Origin of the sequence: Mitsuaria sp. BK037 (assembly GCF_014193045.1) — a bacterium.
GTDB lineage: Bacteria > Pseudomonadota > Gammaproteobacteria > Burkholderiales > Burkholderiaceae_C > Roseateles.
In genome coordinates this window covers 2,186,844-2,207,025 of the sequence record NZ_JACHYS010000001.1, presented here as the reverse complement: position 1 = coordinate 2,207,025, position 20,182 = coordinate 2,186,844, and the positions used below count along the sequence as shown (strand labels likewise).

Annotated in this window: 18 protein-coding genes; 10 read left to right on the top strand and 8 right to left on the bottom strand. The window is 67.2% G+C overall.

Annotated features, from left to right (window positions below; all coding sequences use genetic code 11):
* The first annotated feature begins 12 nt into the window (after positions 1–12).
* The 6 genes from FHT37_RS09125 (at position 13) to FHT37_RS09100 (ending at position 8,983) form a co-directional block, all read left to right on the top strand.
* The gene (locus tag FHT37_RS09125; RefSeq protein WP_091733320.1) at positions 13–462 is read left to right on the top strand and encodes a helix-turn-helix transcriptional regulator; all 450 of its coding nucleotides are present in this window, start codon (positions 13–15) and stop codon (positions 460–462) included.
* A 76-nt stretch (positions 463–538) separates the two neighbouring features.
* Positions 539–952: a VOC family protein gene (locus FHT37_RS09120; protein ID WP_183480340.1), complete on the top strand. Its 414-nt coding sequence runs from the start codon at positions 539–541 to the stop codon at positions 950–952.
* Positions 953–964: 12 nt separating this feature from the next.
* Positions 965–1,402, top strand: coding sequence for a DUF1801 domain-containing protein (locus FHT37_RS09115; protein ID WP_183480338.1), 438 nt, complete (start codon positions 965–967; stop codon positions 1,400–1,402).
* Between the two features lie 116 nt (positions 1,403–1,518).
* Positions 1,519–3,816, top strand: coding sequence for a diguanylate cyclase domain-containing protein (locus FHT37_RS09110; protein ID WP_183480336.1), 2,298 nt, complete (start codon positions 1,519–1,521; stop codon positions 3,814–3,816).
* Positions 3,817–4,331: 515 nt separating this feature from the next.
* Positions 4,332–5,225, top strand: a complete 894-nt coding sequence (locus FHT37_RS09105) for a hypothetical protein (protein WP_183480328.1) — start codon at positions 4,332–4,334, stop codon at positions 5,223–5,225.
* Positions 5,226–5,629: 404 nt separating this feature from the next.
* Positions 5,630–8,983 (top strand): hypothetical protein, encoded by a 3,354-nt coding sequence (locus FHT37_RS09100; RefSeq protein WP_183480326.1) that lies wholly within the window; start codon positions 5,630–5,632, stop codon positions 8,981–8,983.
* Between the two features lie 519 nt (positions 8,984–9,502).
* On the opposite strand, the gene FHT37_RS09095 is transcribed toward FHT37_RS09100, so the two are convergent.
* Complete coding sequence (locus FHT37_RS09095) at positions 9,503–10,252, bottom strand: hypothetical protein (RefSeq protein WP_183480324.1); 750 nt, start codon at positions 10,250–10,252, stop codon at positions 9,503–9,505.
* A 96-nt stretch (positions 10,253–10,348) separates the two neighbouring features.
* Between FHT37_RS09095 and FHT37_RS09090 the strand changes: the two genes are divergently transcribed.
* Positions 10,349–10,894 (top strand): hypothetical protein, encoded by a 546-nt coding sequence (locus tag FHT37_RS09090; RefSeq protein ID WP_183480322.1) that lies wholly within the window; start codon positions 10,349–10,351, stop codon positions 10,892–10,894.
* 176 nt (positions 10,895–11,070) lie between these two features.
* Here the strand turns inward: FHT37_RS09090 and FHT37_RS09085 are convergent, their stop codons facing one another.
* Both FHT37_RS09085 and FHT37_RS09080 read right to left on the bottom strand, forming a co-directional pair.
* Positions 11,071–11,490, bottom strand: a complete 420-nt coding sequence (locus FHT37_RS09085; RefSeq protein ID WP_183480320.1) for a VOC family protein — start codon at positions 11,488–11,490, stop codon at positions 11,071–11,073.
* A 216-nt stretch (positions 11,491–11,706) separates the two neighbouring features.
* The gene (locus tag FHT37_RS09080; protein WP_183480318.1) at positions 11,707–12,309 is read right to left on the bottom strand and encodes an alpha-ketoglutarate-dependent dioxygenase AlkB; all 603 of its coding nucleotides are present in this window, start codon (positions 12,307–12,309) and stop codon (positions 11,707–11,709) included.
* A gap of 11 nt (positions 12,310–12,320) precedes the next feature.
* Here FHT37_RS09080 and FHT37_RS09075 point away from each other — a divergent pair, with 11 nt between their 5' ends.
* A complete protein-coding gene (locus FHT37_RS09075) occupies positions 12,321–13,646 on the top strand; it encodes a hypothetical protein (protein WP_183480316.1) in 1,326 nt (441 codons plus the stop codon).
* A 79-nt stretch (positions 13,647–13,725) separates the two neighbouring features.
* On the opposite strand, the gene FHT37_RS09070 is transcribed toward FHT37_RS09075, so the two are convergent.
* From FHT37_RS09070 to FHT37_RS09060, 3 genes are all read right to left on the bottom strand, one after another.
* Positions 13,726–15,516: a chloride channel protein gene (locus FHT37_RS09070; protein WP_183480314.1), complete on the bottom strand. Its 1,791-nt coding sequence runs from the start codon at positions 15,514–15,516 to the stop codon at positions 13,726–13,728.
* Entirely contained in the window at positions 15,513–15,938 is a 426-nt protein-coding gene (locus tag FHT37_RS09065; protein WP_183480312.1) for a MarR family winged helix-turn-helix transcriptional regulator, read from the bottom strand. The genes FHT37_RS09070 and FHT37_RS09065 overlap by 4 nt, the downstream gene beginning before the upstream one ends.
* A gap of 120 nt (positions 15,939–16,058) precedes the next feature.
* The gene (locus tag FHT37_RS09060; RefSeq protein WP_183480310.1) at positions 16,059–16,589 is read right to left on the bottom strand and encodes a gamma carbonic anhydrase family protein; all 531 of its coding nucleotides are present in this window, start codon (positions 16,587–16,589) and stop codon (positions 16,059–16,061) included.
* Between the two features lie 79 nt (positions 16,590–16,668).
* On the opposite strand from FHT37_RS09060, the gene FHT37_RS09055 reads away from it, so the two are divergent.
* Complete coding sequence (locus FHT37_RS09055) at positions 16,669–17,025, top strand: hypothetical protein (protein ID WP_183481442.1); 357 nt, start codon at positions 16,669–16,671, stop codon at positions 17,023–17,025.
* Positions 17,026–17,128: 103 nt separating this feature from the next.
* The gene (locus FHT37_RS09050; protein WP_310739729.1) at positions 17,129–18,142 is read left to right on the top strand and encodes a threo-3-hydroxy-L-aspartate ammonia-lyase; all 1,014 of its coding nucleotides are present in this window, start codon (positions 17,129–17,131) and stop codon (positions 18,140–18,142) included.
* 30 nt (positions 18,143–18,172) lie between these two features.
* Here the strand turns inward: FHT37_RS09050 and FHT37_RS09045 are convergent, their stop codons facing one another.
* Together FHT37_RS09045 and FHT37_RS09040 are read right to left on the bottom strand one after the other, a co-directional pair.
* Positions 18,173–19,132: a hypothetical protein gene (locus FHT37_RS09045; protein ID WP_183480306.1), complete on the bottom strand. Its 960-nt coding sequence runs from the start codon at positions 19,130–19,132 to the stop codon at positions 18,173–18,175.
* Positions 19,129–20,130, bottom strand: coding sequence for a family 43 glycosylhydrolase (locus FHT37_RS09040; RefSeq protein WP_183480304.1), 1,002 nt, complete (start codon positions 20,128–20,130; stop codon positions 19,129–19,131). Before FHT37_RS09040 ends, FHT37_RS09045 begins: the two co-directional genes overlap by 4 nt.
* Positions 20,131–20,182 lie beyond the last annotated feature (52 nt).

The following is a 20,182-nucleotide window of genomic DNA, read 5'->3' as shown; positions in this document are numbered from 1 at the left end:
TAGGATGCCCGGATGCCTGCCGCCGCCGACCCTTCGCCCGACACCCGCCTGCGCGACCTCGCCCGCCTGCGCCGCGTGCGTGACCGGATCGATCGCGAGTACGCCCAGCCGCTGGACGTCGAGGCGCTGGCCGCGGGCGTGCACATGTCCTCCGGTCACCTGAGCCGGCAGTTCCGCCTGGCTTACGGCGAGTCCGTCTACGCCTACCTGATGACGCGCCGCATCGAGCGCGCCATGGCGCTGCTGCGCCGCGGCGACCTCAGCGTCACCGAGGTCTGCTTCGAGGTCGGGTGCGCCTCGCTGGGCACCTTCAGCACGCGCTTCACCGAGCTCGTCGGCGTCCCGCCGAGCGCCTACCGCCGCGACGCCGCGCGCGAGGGCGAGGGCCTGCCGTCCTGCGTGGCCAAGCAGGTGACGCGTCCGATCAGGAATCGAGAAGCGCCCGAGAAACAGCCCACCTAGACTGCGTCGCATGGGTCCGGAACCCCGGCGGCGACGGCCGCCGACCACGCTGACCGCAACCGATCTGGAGATTCACATGGACATCACCATCCACTCGACCTTCCTGCCGCACACCGACGCCGAGGCCTCGCTGGCCTTCTACCGCGACGGCCTGGACTTCGAGATCCGCAAGGACGTCGCCTTCGGCGGCAATCGCTGGATCACCATCGGCCCCAAGGGCAAACCCGACACCTCCATCGTGCTGTTCCCGCCGAACGCGACCCCCGGCGTCACCGACGACGAGAAGCGCACCATCGCCGAGATGATGGCCAAGGGCACCTTCGCGATGCTGCTGCTCGGCGCGAAGGACCTGGACGCGACCTTCCAGCGCCTGCAGTCGCAGGACGCGGAGATCGTGCAGGAGCCCACCGAGCAGCCCTACGGCGTGCGCGACTTCGGCGTGCGCGACCCGGCTGGCAACATGATCCGTATCCAGCAGCTGAAGAACTGAGCGGAGGACGACATGCCCACCACGACCACGAGCCCGACGACCGAGGCGGCCGGCGCCGTCGATGCCGCCGCGATGATCGATGCCCGCATCGCCGAGCTCGGCGACTGGCGCGGCGAGATGCTGGCGCGGCTGCGTCGGCTGATGAAGGAGGCGGTGCCCGGCGTCGAGGAGACCTGGAAGTGGCGGGGCACGCCGGTCTGGGAACGCAACGGCCAGATCTGCACCGGCGAGACCTACAAGGAGGTCGTGAAGATGACCTTCGCGAAGGGCGCGAAGCTGGCCGATCCGGCCCGGCTCTTCAATTCCAGCCTCGATGGCAACGTGCGCCGCGCCATCGACATCCGCCAGGGCGACCCGGTGGACGAGCAGGCGCTCAAGGCGCTGTTCAAGGCCGCCGCCGCGCTGAACGACGCGGCGGCGAAGCCGAAAAAGGCGACGCGCGCGGCGTGACGCCGGCCTGGGCCCCGATCAACCTTCGAGGGCCCGGCGACGGGCGGCATGCCAGGGGGAGGAACCAGTCATGCATCGTTTCCACGGGCGTCCCGGACTTCCGGCGCCCTGACACCGTGACGGGCGTCTACGACCCGCTGCTGGTGGCGCTGTCCATCGTGACGGCGGTGATCGCCTCGTTCGTCGCGCTGGACATGGCGACGCGGGTGGTCGCGGCCGCCGGGTCGCCGGTGCGCACGGCGCTGTGGCTCGCCTGCGGCGCGCTGGCGATGGGCACCGGTATCTGGGCCATGCACTTCGTGGGCATGCTGGCGTTCTCGCTGCCCATCGCGCTGGCCTATGACGTGCCAGTCACGCTGGCGTCCCTCGCGGTGGCGGCGCTGTCCTCGGCGCTGGCGCTGCACACGATCGCGCGGCCGAGCCTGGGACGGCGTCGGCTGCTGATCGCCGGCACGCTGATGGGGCTGGGCATCGCCTGCATGCATTACCTCGGCATGGAGGCGATGCGGATGCAGCCCGGCATCCGCTACGACCCGGCGCTGTTCGCGCTGTCCGTGGTGCTGGCGGTGGCCGCCTCGACGGCGGCGCTGCTGATCTGCTTCCGGCTGCGGCACGAGACCATCGTCACCGGGCCCTGGAAGAAGTCGGCGAGCGCCGTCGTCATGGGCGCGGCGATCGTGGGCATGCATTACACCGGCATGGCGGCGGCTAATTTTCCGGAGGGCGGCATCTGCGGCGCGCTGGCCGACGGCATGGGCGGCGCCTGGCTGGGTTTCGTGATCGCGGGCCTGGCGACGCTGTTCCTGCTGACCACGCTGCTCAGCTCCGTTTATGAGGCGACGCCGCCGACCATCCGGTCGCGGTTGGTGTTCCTGGTCATCGCCGCCGTCATGCCGGTGGCCGTGATGACGCTGGCACTGGTGCTGTTGGACTTCCAGCGCGTGCGGGACGCGAAGGCCGGCGACCGCCTGAACACCGCGCGCGCCATCGCGGCCGCTGTGGACCGGGACCTGAGCGGGGTCGAATCGGGCCTGCGCGTCCTGGCGGCCTCGCAGCTGCCGCCGGGCGACGGGCTCGCGGCGTTCTCGCTCGAGGCGCGGGAGGCGATGCCGCTGCTGCACGCCTCCGGGCTGCGGCTGGAGGATTCCGCCGGCAACCTGGTGATGGACATCCGCCAGCCCCGGCATGGCTCGACGGTGGTCGCGGGCGCGTCCGGCGCGTCGTCGCCCGCGGTGGCGCCGAGGCCGGTGTCGGCGCCCACCGAGGCGATGGCGTCGCTTTCCGGAGAGCCTTCGCCAGAGCAGTTGATCGAGGTCTCGGTGCCCTTGCCGGCGGACAAGGCGGCGCAGCTTCAAGGCGCGACGGCGCTGCGCGCGCGGCTCGCGCCGGACCGCTTGAGAGACCTGCTGGCGTTGCAGCAGATGGACCCGGACTGGCTCGCGACGGTGTATGACCGCGAGGGGCGCGTCGTGGCGCGCACGCGGGGGGCGGAGCGCTACTTCGGCGTCGAGGCGCCGCGGGACCTGCTGCTCAAGCTACGTGGGCAGTGGGAGGGGCTGATGGACACGACCAGCCTCGATGGGGTCGCGGTGCAGACGGCGTTCGTGCGGACGGAATCGTCGGGGTGGGCGGTGGGCATCAGCGTGCCGAGCGCGAGCCTGCGGCTGCCATTGACGCGGGCGTTGGCGTGGCTGGTGGGCGGCTTCATGCTGACGATCGCGGGCAGCCTGCTGCTCGCGTGGCGGATCGGCGGCCGGATCGCCGGCGCGGTCCAGGCCTTGACGCAGCCGGCGCTGGCCTTGGGCACGGGCGTGGCGGTGGAGGTGCCGCCACTGGGCGTGGTGGAAGTCGATCGGGTAGGGCGCGCGTTGACGCACGCGGCGCAGCTGCTGGACGCGGCGCAGCACGAGGCGAATCACGACGCGCTGACGGGGCTGGCGAATCGCTCGCTGTTCCGGCAGATGGTGCAGCAGCAGTTGGCGCTCGCGCGCCGCAACGGGACCAGCGTGGCGGTGCTCTATGTCGATCTGGACGGCTTCAAGGAGGTCAACGACACGCACGGACATGGCGTCGGCGACCTGCTGTTGAAGGAGGCCGCGCAGCGCTTGCGCGCGGCGGTGAGGGCAGGGGACCTGGTGGCGCGGCTGGGGGGCGATGAATTCGCGGTCGCGCTGGTGCATCCCGGACAGCGGGGGGCGGCCAAGGTCGCGGCCAAGCTCGTGCAGGCGCTCTCGGAGCCCTTTGAGCTCGGCGGGCTGCGGGTGTCGGTGTCGGCAAGCATCGGCGGCGCGTCGGCGCCGTCGTCGCCGGCGGAGGAGCCCGCCGATTGCGACGCACTGCTGGAACAGGCCGACGCGGCGATGTACCAGGCGAAGCAGTCGGGGAAGTCGAGGTTTGTGTTGGCGGGGGTGTAGGGACCTCGCAAGACGGAATGACGCCGTGGAACGAGCGGGTGATCAAACCGCAGCGTGCTTCTAGGTCAGTTGAATGCCTTGGATGGAAATGGCTGCCCTCCACCTTGAGGGCGATGTCGGCTGTGCAGCGGGTGCTGCCGCTCACCACCAGGGATCGGCTACACGCTGACCGTCATCAAGCAGTCGTTCGGTCTGGACGGCGGCCGTGCCCACGGAGGTCAGCTACGCGAGGTGCAGCGGTCGTTCGTGCCGCGTGCCGGTTGGGACCGCCAAGCCGATCCAATGACCGCTCTTCCCGGTCATGAACAGGTGCTCACGACCCGTTGCGGAAGTAGCTTGGAGGGGATTCGAAGCCGCAAGGCGGTCGCTCGCTACGTTGGCGCCTGCCTCGGTTCGGGGGTACGCATATCAAAAGACGTCCTGGTACCCAGGCATCCTCTTGGCTGTGGATGCAAGATGCCAGTTTGCGAACCTATCCTCCCAACACACTCAGCGAACGACAAGGGAGAACTATCGTGAATGATCTGAATGTTGTGCTCAAGATCGACCGCGTTCTTTGCCGTGATGAGGGCGACGGACCTGGAAATGCGGAACCGTACCTCTGGACGGTCTTCTTCAAAGCGGATGGCGACACCCTTGTGGTGAACACCGATGGCCCTTCACCTCCGTTTTTGCAAGGAGCACCGACTGTCGTTGGGACGCCTGGAAACCACGGCAATCTCGGAACGACGGATGTCGACGAGGGCGACAGCGTCCCTGTTCCCGCAATCATTGGCGAATACAGAACAATCCTGAAGCCGATCCCTCTGACTAGCCCGTTGCTGGGCATGACCGAGGTGGGCGGAATGATCGGCTGCATTGTTGTGTTGATGGAGGCGGATGAGACGCCCAACTCAGCGATCGCGCTGGGCCATGAGGCGCTCGATCGAAACGTTCGAGATAGGCTGGCCGAAGTCCTTGGTACGTTGAGCATCAGCAAGACGGAACCGTCGCAGGAGGACATCGACGCAATGACCTCGCAGATCGGTGATGCGGTCGAAAGCGCCATTGGGCGTGGCGTGTCCGTTCTCGATTGGATCGTTGGGTTCGGAAATATGGATGATCAGATCGGCAGCGCAGTTTTCCGGTTCTCACATTTGCAACTCCAAAACTCCGGAGCGGCTCCGATTCCGTTCAGCCGTCGCTGGAAGAAAGAAGGAGACTGGGAGCTGTCGGGCCGCATCTCGGCCGTCCCGATTCCTCGCCCGGAATCGAAGTGTTGTGCGGAGTTGAAGCAGCGACTGCTAGCTCTTGAGCGAGTGGTCGCCGCGCAAGGCAAGCACATCGACAAACTCGACTTTCAAGTGAACCGAGAAACGGCGGTACGCAAAGCGAAGGTTCGGGAGACAGTGCCGTTCAGCCAAGGTTAGCGAACGCGCGTCCGGCCCAGAATTCGACCCTGAGCGCAGCAGGCGAGCGCCTCAAATATGAATGGTGGCCCTCGCCAAGGGGCCTGCTGGATGACCGGGAAGCAGCCGCTTTCAGCTGCCCGCTCCTGGCCGAACGCAGATGCGGGGAGTCGATCCTTCCAGCCGTCATCAATATTGAGGATGAGCACATCAGACACAGCCGGCACGCCGCCGGATCCATGGTGACGGATCGGTATGGATCGAGTCGGCGAACTGCCAGTCCCGGCCAGAAGCGGTCCGTGATGAACGTCTGCTTCGCCGAGGTTCGATAGCATCGACACCCGCGCTGCCAACGCGGCATGGACAATGCTGCAATGGACACCCCACCGCTTCGCCGGATGGACATGAAGCCTTAGGACGACAGTGTGAACAAAGCCGCATCGGAAACCGCGCAGCAAGCGCCCAGCCCTCGCGAATTGATGAGGGCCCGGCACCCTGATCTGTTCTCCGACTCAGTTGTCCAATCGGAGCCTGTATTGGCGCGGCCGGTATTCGATCACCACCTTGACACGCTGACCGCGCGTAAGGAGGAGTATCAGTTCGAGCACTTCTGCCGGCTGATCGCCGAGAAAGAGATTTGCCCGAACCTACGGATTCAGACCGGCCCCACTGGCGGCGGCGACAGCAAGGTCGACTCGGAAAACTATCCTGTCGCGAAAGAGATCTCCGAGCGCTGGTGGTTCGGCGAACCGGCGGGCGGGTCGGAGCGCTGGGCGTTCGCATTCAGTGCCAAGAAGAAGTGGAAGCCCAAGCTAGAGGCCGACGTGGAAAGCGTTCTCTCAACGAAGCGCGACTACAAGCGAATCTACTTTTTCACGAACCAGCTGGTCAGCGACAAGCTGCGAGCCAGCACAGAGGACGCGCTGACCAAGACAGCGGGTATCCCGGTCCACATCATGGACAGGAACTGGCTCACTGACCGCGTATACAGAAATGGCCATCTCGACCTCGCCATATCGGCGCTCCAAATCGAGGATGCATCCCGTCGAAACAGCGTGCAGCTCGGGCCCGAAGACACCCGGCGCAAAGCGGACCTGGAGGAGCTTGATGCGCAGATTGCAGACCCGGGTCGCTACGTAGGCGCACGGTACCAACTGGTCGAAGACTGTGTTCGTGCAGCCAAACTCGCGCGCGGTCTGGACAAGCCGCGTGTCGAGATCGAGGGTCGCTTCGCCATGGCCGACCGCATTGCGCGAGAGTTGGCCATTCCTAGCCAACTGCTGCGCGTCGCCTATCAGCGCGCTTGGACCGCCCATTGGTGGTTTGAGGATTTCGGCGAGTTCCTGACCCACTACGACGAAGTCGAGCGGCATGCGACAAATTCCGCCGAGGCGGAAGATCAAGAGCGGCTACTCAACCTGAACCAGCTGCTGATAACCCTTGAGCGTCGAAACCTCGTAGCGGCTGATCGAAGCCGCGCCGGCGACCGACGCCAAGCGCTCGTCGCTCGTCTGAAGACGCTGGAGGCCGATGAGGCCCGGCCCAACAACGCCTTGTTCGCGAGAATGCTGAGGACGTTCGTGAGCTTGACCGACGCGATGCACGAAGGGCGCCCGCAGGGGCTCTCGGCAGCGTGGGCAGATCTGAAGGAGATCGCTGAGGCCTCAAAGCCCCTGGGTCAGTTTCCTTTCGAATCGCTGTCCGGGATGGTCCACGAGATAAGCGATCTGTTCGATACCCCCGAGTTCGACAGCCTCTATGAGCTGGTCGTGGATGTGCAACGACAGCGTGTGAGCGATGGCGAGGCTGGAGAGTCGTTCAGGTCGCGAGGGCGGCAGAAGTTGCGAAATGAAAAGCCCTACGAAGCCATCCGGTGGCTGGGGCGGGCCGAAGAGTTGTTTGTCAAGGAAGAGTATCAACGCCAGCTGATCCTCACGCTGCTGGAGAGCAGCTACGCCTACGAGAGCGCGGGACTGCTATGGGCCGCTCGCAATAAGCTCGTTGTAGCGATCGAGCGAGCCTTTCGCATGTTCTTGACGGAAGGGGAAATGCCCAGCATCGCGCATCATTGCTTGAGGCGTCTTACTTGGATCGAAATGCAGCTGGGACGAGTTCCCCAGATTCTTCAGGCGATCGTTTGGACCCGGTTCTGCGAGGGGCTGCTCACGTCGACCGGGCGCGGAGAGGCCCAGTCAGAGCAAGAAGCGATGCTGTTGCAGGCCGTGCTAAGCATCCATTTCTTGAACGTCCCCTTCTATAGGATTTCGGCGATCGAGCAGTTGCCGGACGCGCTCGCGCGGCTCGATCTCGGAATGCCGCGCCTGGCCGTCCTGTATGCGCTGGGTCATGAAAAGCGTGTCAATGAAGAGAGCTTCGCCGAGTCGCCCAAGAGCCCGGCGGACATGCTCGAATTCTTTGAGCGCTGGCAAGATCAGCCCGCCCGCGAAGATCTTCCGAGTGAACCGTCGCTAAACGAGGGGCCGCGCGCGCTGGTTCGATCGATCATCCTGGGGGCTGAGTTCGTGGTCGACTGCCCTAACGATGTCGCGTCGATCGGCGTCGCCGAGTCCTTGCTTGGTGCCATGGAAGCTTTCATGGCGACCAGCGATGAAGAGGACATCTTCCCTCACGCCGAGAGGACGGTGATCTGTGTGCGCAGAGCGAAGGAGCAGGGTACGGGGCCGTCGTTTTCCTGGTTGGACAACGTCGCAGGTGTTCATGCCGAGATAGTCACCGGCGAGAGCATCGACTTCCAAGACAAGGAAGCGCTGACGCAGTTCACCGACTTCCTGTGCGAAGCCACGCTGGCCATTGCAGCGCGTCAGTTCATCATCCGTGACGTCGAAGCGTGGATGAATAGGGTCGCCGGAGAGGAGCGAGGGCTGGCGAGAGCCGCGTTGCTGGGCAACCTGGTCGTCATCGGACAAAGCCTGTTCGGCAGCGATGCCAAGGTCCGCCTGTCCGACTTGGTGGGCGTCAACGACAAGCACTACGACTGCCTGCGTGACCGGCACTGGCGGCCCGACCGACCTGCCACCAAACGCGACATCCCCATGGAGCCGATCAAGCTCGGTGATGGCCCTCCCCCAGAGGCGCTGATGGACACCTCCCAGCGCAAGCATACGCAGCGCAAGGTGATCTCGCCCATCGACATCCCGAACTGGGACAAGGCCCGCTGGGGTGGTACATGCTACGGGTGGGACGATCGCCAGCCGCCGTTCATGGGGCTGATGTTCAGAGACTTGGAAGCGGGCAAGAGGATCTTCAGCGGCTGGCACAACCGATGGGGCCGAGAGGACGCCGAGGACGCTCTTCGCGTCACGATCGTTACCGGCATCTACAACAGCAACCCCCACCACTATGGCGTGATCGTTGGGCCCAACATCGACCACGTCACGGCAGACTTTAGATCCGGCGCCACACTCAGCATGATCTCGCGGATCAATCGGATGACGCCGGCAACGTCGGAGAATCTGACGAACTTTCTGAAGGCATTCAACAAGTTCGGCGCCTTCTTTCTGATGCCCGCGCAACTGCCCCCCAGCAGCCAAAGCGTGCCGGATATCGAGTTCAAGCTTGCGCTCCTCAAGCGCCACTTGCGCATTCGCCCGGCCTGGCAGATCGGCGAAAATGATCATGACATCGTCGCGCTGGACGACGAAGAGGATCCGTTCATTCCTGATGGTGTGGTGAACGCTCCGGTGATCAAGGCAATTGCCGCACGGCGTGCCCGAAAGAGCGGGCGCATGGGCCCCAGCGCCAACAACTCATCTTCCTGACGCCGTTGGAAAACATCATTGCTGCGTCGCTTGCGACAGGCAGCTTCGCGGCAACCAGATCACGACAGCGGATGTCTCTTGAGGGTCGGCACGAGGCAGTCGCGTCGCAGAGAAGCGGTCGTTCAACCCAAAACGCGGCAGATGCCACAGTCGAGCGGCCGGTTCTGCGGCGCAGCCGCCCGCCAGGTCAGTGACGTCCAGTGACCGCTGTTGAGGGCACCTGACGATCGGGTCTTGGACCGTGAACGACTGAGTTCAGCCTAAAGCAGCAGTCAGCCGCCGAGTGGCAGCTCCGCAGCGGAAGTGGACATTAGCGACGCACAGTCGCGCCACTTGGGTCACATGCCAGAAGTGAGCCCCTTCAAGTCATCAAGCAACACGCGAGAGAACGCCTCCACCTCTGTTGGCCCGACAAGTCCATCGTCGATTAACCAGTAACTCGGATCGAGCTCGCGGCGCGGGGGATCGCAGACGACGGGGCCGTTCGTCGTCCTGAATGCCTCCATCCGCGTCTAACGCTCACCGAGTTTGGCGCTCCGTCTTGTAGATCTGGTCCAGGCTGTTGTCCGAGTCCTCGGTCTTGATAAGCTCGGTGCGCGAGCGCGTGTCGTCCGCGCCGTTGCCGAACTCGATCAGTGAGCGGGAGAAGAAGGCTTGGCTCGGCGTATCGCCGGCCACGCAGCGCGCGCTCATCAGCACTTTCTCCGGATTGAGCACTGCCACGCCGGCGCCGTGGGGACAACTGCCACCGACGCACTCGGTGAGCAGGTAGCGAATGTCGCCGCGGTTGAACCAGAGTTGATGCACCGACGCGCCCGGTGCCGCTGGCGAGACGGTGGCGCCAAAACGCTTGCCGTTGTCGGCCGTGGCGACGTATTCCAGTTCCACCTTCTTCGCCGTGCCGTAGCGGTAGGCCAGTTGCTTCGAGGCCGGGCCGGCTTCGGGCTTGGCACACAGCGAGACGATCTTGGTCGCTGTCGGGCAGGAGAAGGCGACCACCTCGTCGGCCTGGCACAGCGTGCCGCTGGACTGGGCGCTCCCTGCGGCTGAAGCGGTCGAGCCGGATGTGCCTCCAGACGCGCCGCCGGAAGTCCTCGGAGCCTTCACCGCCCCGGAAGCGCAAGCTGACGTGCCGGCCGCAATGCTCAGCAGCGCCGCCAGAAGGTAGTCGCGTGCTTTGTCGTGCCATCCACCGCAGAGATGGGAAAGGCCACGGCCGTCATTCGAAAGCCCAGTGAGCGGTCTTGAAATGGGTACGTCGTTGTGCATAGCTCTCGGAGTGAAGACTGGGCTTCGCAGCGGAATCGGACATCTGATCGCGACCATCGCGAAGGACGATGCCCAGCCAGACACTGAAGTCAATGTATGGCAGCTTTCGGAGTCGCGGGCTGGCATAGTCAGCGAGTTGCAGATCGCGGGCCGCAAGAACGTATGCCGCTCCTTCATCGTGCCTCCCTTGTCGTCTTTGCCGACTACTTTCAGTTCTACATTGCCAACGGTGGAGCGAACTGGTCGGCTCCTGAGGACTGGTCGGACGACGACCTACGCAATGGTGGCAAGGTGACAGAGTCGGTCGTGGCTATAGCGCCGGCCAGCAACATGGACGTCCCCGTCGAAGTTGAAGTTTTCACAGAGGAGCAGACCATTGACCTTGGGTCGTTCGATCACGCCTTCTCATGCTCACTGCGCCTTGAGACAGGGCATCTGCAACTCTACGAATGCACCGGCCCAGAGCGGCTTTTCCTTTCGGTATCCGCCGGAGACTACCAAGTCGTTGTGCTGTTCAGTGATCTCAAGCGAATAGGAGAGCACGGCCTGGCAGGTAAGGACTCTTACAAGATCGCCCTTTGGCTAGGCTCACCGCAAGATTTCAAAGTCCTCAAGCAATGGACAGGCGATTGGCGCAACTGACTCTTCGTGACGCAGCGTTGAATGCCGCTGGGTGGGCTCAGGGCCGAGGGGACCTCCTGACGATTCGATCTCCGGATCAGAACTTCGAGGCGGTGCTTCGCGAGGTCGACATTGACGGATCGATCATGGTGTCTCAACCGTACGAAATCCTGATCCGCCCGATCAGCAACCGCCCGTCAACCCCGCTGACTCGCGAACGTCCCACGGAACTCCACAGCCGCATCCTCTCGTGTATTGACCTCCAGCATCACTCCCCCCGGCATCCAGCAGAAGAAACGCGAGCCGCGCACATGCGTGATCAGCTCGGTCTCCATGCGGATGTCAGCCGCCAGCATGTCGGCATGGATGCGCTCGAGGTCCGCGCGCGTCGCCACTTCGACGCCGACATGGAAGTTGCGCGGCCAGGTGCAATCGCGGTCGCGGCCGTCCTCGATGACGATGTCGAGCTGGTCCTTCTTGACGATGCGACTGTGGCCGAAGGCGGCCACGGAGAAGCCGAGGAAATGCTCGAAGAACGCGGCCGTCGCGGGAGCGTCGGGGGAGGGGAAGCTGAGGTGGTTGAAAGTGGACCGAACCGTGGTGGAGTGCGTGGTCATTGCAATGCCTATGCGCAAGCCGGCGCGACGCTGCTGCGTCGGGGAACCGGCGGGGTTGCGCGTTGGCTGACGTAAACGCTTACGGCTCGGTGCAGGTCATGGCGATGACTGCGAAGCGGGCGCGATCGTAGGGGCGAGGCGCGAGGACGGTCAAGCGGCCTGATGCAAAGGACCGGCGTGGCGTGGGGCCATCGACGCTGGCCGCGTGTTCATCGATCACTTCGCTCGCGCGGTCCGGAACGTGATCGACCACTGCAGCCGCTCGACCGGCGCGACGCTGTGCTGCCACGCCCAGCGCGAAGGACCGCGCAGCGCGTAGATCGATCGCGGCTCGACGGCGAGCTTGAGGACGTCGGCGCGCTTGGGCGCATCGGGCGGGTAGGGGCGGAATCGCAGCGTCGCCGGGGCGCCGAGCGACACGCCGAACACGTCCTCGAAGTCCGGCACGTCGCGGTGCCAGCCGAGCGGCGTACCGGGCGCGTACTCGGCCACCAGCGTGTGAACGAGGGCATCCGGCGCGATCCCCGCCCATTGCGCGACGCGCTCGCGCAGGGGATGCAGCGCTTCGATCAGCGGCTGCGCGGGGCGCAGGCGGTTGGCGTCGTAGTCGAAGCTGCCGCCATAGCTGACGACACGGCGGCGCGCGGTGTATTGCTTGTACTGCGCCGCTTCAAGCGGCAGCGCGCCGATGAGCGCGATCAGCGCGTGCTCCTCGTCGGGCGACAGGAAAGCGGACTGATAACGCATGCCGCCGGGGAGGGCATCGGCCGGCGGATCGAGGTCGTCGAAGAGGGAGGGCTGGTCTGCGCTGGGAGACATGCGGGAGAGTATTGCAGGCCCCTCAGCAATCCGCACCGTCCATGGACGGTAGCCGACCGATCTTCGGATGGGGAATGGATGCGCATAGTGAGCCCGCCCGCCACACCATCCTCACGAGGAAGATCATGATCCGTCATCACGACCACACCACGGCCGCGCGCACCCGCGTGGCGCAATCGCTGTTCGCCGCTCTTGTGCTCATCGCATCGTTCGCTACTGCACCCTCCGCTCGCGCCGACTCCGGCGTCGGCATCGAGTGGGGCATGGAGGTCGCGCATGGCGCCCTCGGCCTCCGGGTCTTGCGCGACGGCGCCTACGTCCCCTACGGGGTCCGCAGCGACACCAGGTTCTGCGTCGACGGCAAGCTCTACTGCCTCACGCCCGACGTCTTCATGTCGACCGAGAGCCTGAAGATGCAGGAGCTGGAGATCCAGACCGCGCCCGTGCGGCACGACGACGCGAAGACCTGGGCCCGCCTGCTCGAAATCACGCAGGCGCTCTTCACCAGCGTGACCAAGCGCTGCAAGGCGGTGCCTTGCTTCGTCAAGCTGACCGACATCGGCAGCGACCTCGGCCAGGCCTGGGCGGTACCGCCGGAGGGCGAGGTCGGCATCTTCATCGCCCGCGACGCCGGGGTGCCCGCCATCGGCGACTTCTACGGCAACGCGCAGGCCAACCTCGACGTCACCCTCGCCCAGCTCGCGGACCCGGCCAGGAACGAGCAGCTCTTCAGCACCGCCATCGGGCGGCGCACGTACCCGGTGGTCGCGCAGCGGCTCGCGACGGCGGCGCCGACCTTGAAGGGCGCCACCGGTCTCCTCGCCCAGGTGGTCGCGGCCCGCGCCTATCTGCGCCGGCACCAGCACGGCGGCGTCGGTGATCGCAAGAACGCGTACGACGCGTATCCCAAGTCGATCCTCGGCGCGGTGCTCGCCGCGCTGCCGCCCAGCGTCGCGGAGGCCGCGGTCACGCAGCTCGGCAACCTCGTCGACGTCTGCCGCGACGCGGTGACCCGTCGCGAGCGCATCACCGAGGACCTCGTCGATCCGGCCGACCCCGGCGCGCCGTCGGTCGCCGACGCGTGCACCCAAGAGACGAAGGCGGTGAAGGACGCGATCTGGAACGGCGCCGTGATCGCCACCGGCAATCCGGTCATGGTCGACGACAAGAAGAAGATCGCGCCTCGCAGCGCCGGCTCCGACCTGGTCGTGGTGCTCGAGCTGCGCCTCGACCAGTCGCTGGCCCGCGACGCCGGACTCGTGGTCCGCGACGGCCGGTTCGCGCTCCGCGATCCCGACGGACTCATGAGCGAGCTCGCCCGGTTCTACGCGCACTGATGGTCGATCGGCTCAGGCTTCGAGCGTCATGGCCGCGAACTGCCGCCCAGCGGCCGCGAAGCGAAGGCGCCTTGACGCCTCAGCCCGACCTCCACGGCAGCCCGCGCAGCCGCTCGCGCTTTTCTTCCTCGTCGAAATGGGCCAGCGAGGGCTTGATCAGGTCGCTGCGCGTCACCACGCCCACTAGCGCCATCGACTCGGCATCCCGCACCACCGGCAGCCGCTCGAGCCGGTGCCTCGCCATCCGCGTCGCCACCGCGCGGCAGTTGTCAGTGGGCAGCGCGAACTGGACCGGCGCACCGGCACAGGCCTCGCCGACCGTGAGCGCCGGCCTGGACTCGCCCGCGGCCAGCAGCGCGCGATCCGCAACGCCCACCACCGCGCCGTCGCGCAGCACCGGGAACCCGCGATGCGCCTGCCCCGGCCCGAAGCGCTCGGCCAGCGCCTCCTGGATCGTCGAGCGCGCATCGAGGGTCTGCACCTCGCGCGTCATCACTTCATCGACGCTGTGCCGCTCGAGCGGATCGACGCCGTACTCGCGATAGATGTGATACCCGCGCCGGGCGATCTTCTCCGTGAGGATGGACCGGCGCATCGTCAGCACCGTGAAGCCGTAAGCCACCGCCGAGGTCGTCAGCAGCGGCAGCAGCGCATTGCTGTCGTGCGTGAGTCCGAACGCGAACAGCGTCGCCGTGAGCGGCGCGCGCATCGTGCCGCCGAGCGTCGCGGCCATGCAGACCATCGGCCACAGCATCGGATCGTTGCCCGGGAACACATGCGACAGCACCACGCCCAGTCCGGCGCCCATCATCAGCAGCGGCGCGAGCACGCCGCCCGAGGTGCCGGACGCCAGCGAGATCACCCAGATCACCGCCTTGACCGCCAGCAGCGCGACCGCCACGCCCAGCGCGAGCCGGTTGTTGAGCAGGTCGCCGATCACGTCGTAGCCTACGCCGAGCGCGCGCGGCTGCAGCCAGCCGCCGATGCCGACGGCCAGGCCGCCGATCGCCGGCCACCACATCCAGTGGATGGGGAGCCGCCCGAACGCGTCTTCGACCTTGTAGAGCGACAGCGACAGCGAGGCCGCCAGTGCCCCGCACAGCACGCCCGCGACCACGCACCACACCAGCGTCATCGGGCCCGGCACCAGCGTCTGGAGCGGGAACAGCGGCCCGGGCTCCATCAGCAGCGGACGCAGGAAGCCCGCCGCCGCGCAGGCCACGGCCACCGGCAGCAGGCTGCGCGGGCGCAGCTCGAAGAGCAGCAGCTCGACCGCCAGCAGCACCGCCGCCACCGGCGTCCCGAACACCGCCGTCATCCCCGCGGTCGCGCCCGCCACCAGCAGCGCCTTGCGCTCGGCCGCCGTCAGGTGGAAGTGCTGCGCGATCAGCGAGCCGATGGCGCCGCCGGTCATGATGATCGGCCCCTCGGCGCCGAAAGGCCCGCCGCTGCCGATCACGATGCCCGAGGACAGCGGCTTGAGCACCGCGACCTTCGGCGACATGCGGCTCTTGCCGAACAGGATCGCCTCGATCGCCTCCGGGATGCCGTGGCCGCGGATCTTCTCCGAGCCGTAGCGCGCCACCAGCCCGACGATCAGGCCGCCGATCACCGGCACCACGATCACCCACGCGCCCAGCGTGTGCGTGGCCGGCGAGCGCTCCGCCAGCGAGAAGCTCTGGAAGAAGAACAGGTTGGTGAAGAAGCGGATCAGGTCGAGCAGCACGCGCGCCGCCACGGTGCTCAGCGCGCCGATGCCGATGGCCATCGCGGTGATGCGCAGCAGCCGCGCGTCGAGCGAGAAGTCGCCGCGATGCGGCGTGCGCGCGTGGCGCGCGGCCGGGGCTCCGGACTTGGCGTGTGCGTTCATGGCTGCTCCGGAAGGTCGATCTGCGGCACCTTGAACACGCCCTTGAGCGAGCGCAGTTCAGCGCGGTGCAGCGCCGCCAGGCGCTCCAGCAGCCGCTGGCCCTCGGGCAGCAGATGCACCTCGACCTGGCGCCGATCGGCCTCGCTCGGACGGCGCTCGACCAGCGACAGCGCTTCACAGCGCGTGACCAGCGTCACCGCCGCATGGGGCTGCACCTGCAGCCGCTCGGCGATGTCGCCCACGGTCGCCCATTCGCGACCGGGCTGGCCCTTGATGTGCAGCAGCACCAGGTACTGCTGCGGCGTCAGGCCTTCCGCCTGCGCGGCGCGTTCGGAGAAGCGCTCGAAACGGCGCATCTGGTAGCGGAAGTCCGACAGGGACTCGAAGTCCTTCTTGGAAGGCGTCCGGGAGGAGGGCGGCATGTCGTCGACGGCGCGAAAAAGCCGCGAGTATATGTCGCGTCACGACATATATGCATCGCGTCGCGATATATCCATGCCGGCGCCGCTGCACCGCCGCGCGCGCGAGTGCAGGCGCCGTATTCAGCCGCCCAGGTAGTTGTCCTTGACCCGGATGTAATGCTCGGCGGAGTACTTCAGGTAGGCGATCTCCTCGGCCGTCAGCTCGCGCACCGCGACCGCCGGCCGGCCGATGTAGAGGTGGCCGCTCTTGAGCACCTTGCCTGGCGACACCAGGCTGCCGGCGCCGATCATCACGCGGTCCTCGACGACCACGTCGTCCATCACGATCGAGCCCATGCCGATCAGACACTCGTTGCTGATGCGGCAGCCATGCAGGATCACCGAATGCCCCACCGTCACGTGGTCGCCGATGATCAGCGGCGAGCCCTCCGGCTTCTTCGCCGACTTGTGCGAGACATGCCCCATCGTGAAGTCCTGGATGTTGCTGCCGGTGCCGATGACAATCCGGTTCACGTCGCCGCGCAGCACGGTGTTGCACCAGACGGAGCTGTCGGGGCCGATCGTCACGTCGCCGATCACCTGCGCGGAGTCGTGGATGAACACGCGCTCGGCAACGGCCGGCGAGGTGGAGAGGTAAGAGGACAAGGGCATGGCGGATGGCGTCGGGAAACTGAAGAAGAAGGCGATTGTGGCGGCAGGCGGCGAAGCTGCGCCCGCGCCCGCCAGGAAGGTGAAGACGGCCGCTGCACCCAAGGCGCGGCGCGAGAAGCGCCATCACCACCACGTCTACGTCGTCGAGCTCGCGGACCAGGTCTGGAACGAGCCGCGCTTTCGCAAGGCCAACCCGGACTACCGGCTGGGCATGCCCTTCGTCTACGTCGGCATGACGGGCCTCGATCCCGACCTGCGCTTCGACAAGCACAAGGCCGGCATCCAGGCCAACCGCTTCGTCTTCGATTACGGCCTGCGCCTGCTGCCGCGGCTCTACGAGGTTTACAACCCGATGCCCTACGAGGCCGCGCGCGAGATGGAGGTGGAACTGGCCATCGGCCTGCGCGAGGCCGGCTACGGTGTATGGCAGGCCTGAGCCTGTTGCGGTACAGCGCGCAGGCATGATGGCGCGTCCCATCGACCAGGAGCCGAGATTGACCGCCACACCCGCCATGCCCGCAGCCTCCGTGTCCGCCCCCGTGTCCGCCCCCGCATCCACCGACGCGTCGCTGGATCTCCCCAGCTTCCACGACGTCGAGGCCGCCGCCCGCCGCATCGAGGGCCAGGCGCACCGCACGCCGGTGCTCACGTCCCGCACCGTCGATGAGCGGCTGGGCGCCCGCGTCTTCTTCAAGTGCGAGAACTTCCAGCGCATGGGCGCCTTCAAGTTCCGCGGCGCGTTCAACGCGCTGTCGCGCTTCACGCCCGAGCAGCGCCGGCGCGGCGTGGTGGCGTTCTCGTCGGGCAACCACGCGCAGGCGGTGGCGTTGTCGGCGCGGCTGCTCGGCATGCCGTCCACCATCGTGATGCCCAAGGACGCGCCCGCCGCGAAGATCGCCGCGACACGCGGCTACGGCGGCGAAGTCGTCCTCTACGACCGCTACACCGAGGACCGCCAGCAGATCGGCCGCGACCTGGCGGAGAAGCATGGCCTGACGCTGATTCCGCCCTACGACCATGCCGACGTGATCAGCGGCCAGGGCACCGCGGCGAAGGAGCTGATCGAGGAGGTCGGCCCGCTGGACGCCGTGTTCACGCCGCTGGGCGGCGGCGGGCTGCTGTCGGGCACCGCGCTGGCGGTGCGGGCGCTGTCGCCGGCCGCGAAGCTCTATGGCGTCGAGCCCGATGCGGGCAACGACGGCCAGCAGTCCTTCCGCAGCGGCAAGCTGGTCCACATCGACACGCCGCACACCATCGCCGACGGCGTCCAGACGCAGCAGCTCGGCGACCTGACCTTCGCGCTGATCCGGCGCCTGGTCGATGACGTCGTCACCGTCCCGGATGCCGCGCTGGTCGAGGCGATGGGCTTCTTCGCGACGCGCATGAAGATGATGGTCGAACCGACCGGCTGCCTGGGCTTCGCCGCGGTGCAGGCGATGAAGGATCAGCTCCAGGGCCAGCGCATCGGCATCGTCATCAGCGGCGGCAATGTCGACCTGGCGCGCTTCTGCGAGCTGGCCGGTGCCTCGGCGGCCGGGACCGCCGCCGCCTGAGCACGCGGATATCGCCGCCCGGGCCCGCGCTCAAGCCGGCGGCTTGAGGAAGCGATCCACGTCGCGCGCGACGACCGCCGTGCGCAGCCGCTCCACCCAGGCGAGCACCGCCGCGCGGCGCTCCGGATGCTCTCCCGCATTCACGGTGGCCATCACGGCGTCCTCGCGCGTCGTCGTCCCGCACAGGCCGTCGACGAGGCACGGACCCCAGACCGCCTCGTCCTGCCCGTCGCAGGCCAGCCCCAGCGAACAGGGCAGCAACAACGCTGCGCCCTCCAGCAACTGGCGTTCCTCGCCGTCGATGCGCCGGCCGTCGAAGACAAGGGCCTCGCCGTCGCGCGCCAGCAGGTTGGGGCCGAGCTCGGCGAGCATCAGCGGGTCCGGTCGCGCCAGGATGGCTGCCAGGCGCTCGCGCGCCTCGGCGCTGCCGGGGCGGGCGGGCTGGTCCATCACCGCGATCAGCGGATCGGCCGCGCCCGGTGGCACGTTCATCGCCTCGAGCAGTTCGTCCGGCTGCAACTGCGAGCAACCGGCCATGAGCTGGTCGCGCAGCGTGAGCGCGCGCTGCGCGCCCGGCTGGTTCAGGTCGATCGCCGGCTGGAAGGCGGCGGGCGCCAGGTGCTCGCGCATCTCGACCATCTCCAGCGCCGAGCACTGGCGCGCCAGCGCGCGCGCGTACAGCCAGCCGCCTTCCGACCGGTGCCGCAGCGCGGTCAACACGCTGGTGCGGAGTTCCGAAAGCGGGGCGCGCAGCAGCGCGCCGAGGTCGACGCGGCCGTCGGTGCCGGCCAGGAGCGGCGCGAGCCGGGGCGCCGAGGCGGCGCCCGCCGCGAAGGCAGGATCCGGGCGCGCCGGCCGTGCCGTCGTCGGTGGGATGACCTGCTCGGCCAGCGTGACGGGCTCGCGGCCAGGGCCGACGAGCGAGCCGGCCACGAGCCCGGCCAGCGCCCCCAGCACCGCCGCGAGGGCCGCGACGCGGCGGACGCTCACCACACGGGCTGCGGCCACCCGTCCGAGCCCCAGGTCACGTTGTTGATGAACAGCACCGGCGCGCCGTTGTTCTGCGCGTCGTAGGCATGCCAGGCGATGACCGATCCGTCGGCCAGCAGCGACTGCCCGCCCGGTCCCTTGAAGCGCGAGCCGCTGGACGCCAGCACCGTGCCGCCGCCCGACATCAGCGCCACGCCGGCCTTGTCGACGTAGGGCCCGGTGATCGAGCTCGAGCGCCCGACGACGATGCGGTAGGTGCTGTCCGCGCCCTTGCAGCAGGCGTTCTTGGACGCGAAGAGGTAGTACCAGGTCGTCCCGTTCGTCGCATGCGAGATGACGAAGCCGTTCTCGATGCCGTTGACGTTGTCGCGCGCGATGTTGACCGGCGTGCCCGAGGGTTTCAGCGTGGTGCTGCTGACCGGGCGGATGAAGATGCCGTTCCAGAACGAGCCGTAGACCAGATAGGGACTGCCGCTCGTCGTCTTGGCCAGCGCCGGGTCGATCGCGTTGAAGGTGTCCCCGGGTGCCGAGGTCACGACGGCGCCCTGGTCGACCCATTTGCCGGCGGCGATGCCGCCTGCCGAGGTGGTCAGCCCGATCGCCGACTTCTGCGAGCCGAAGCTCGACACCGCGTAGTAGCAGTAGCCCATCGATCCCCATTCGCCGCAGCCCGGCGCCCAGACCTGGGCCGGCTTGCCGGCGGCCACGTACTGCTGCCACCAGGACAGCCCACTGCCGAAGATCGGCACGCCTTGCGTCCACGCGTGGCCGTCGCTGGAGTACTTCACGCCGATGCCGTTGTTGTCGGTGGTCTCGAAGATCCACCAGGTCGTGCTGGTCTTGTAGATGTTGGGATCGTGCGTGCCCAGGGAGCCGGTGAGCGTCCAGGGCGCGGCGGCGACGCTGCCGCCGACGACGGCGGCACCCAGGGCGAGGACGGCGCGCGCGTGGCGCAGCCAGCGCGACACGCTCGCGCGGCGCGAAGGGGTGAGGGTCATGTCTTGTCTCCGGTCTTGTGGTTGTCGTGACCGGGTTCGCGCCGCCGCGGGT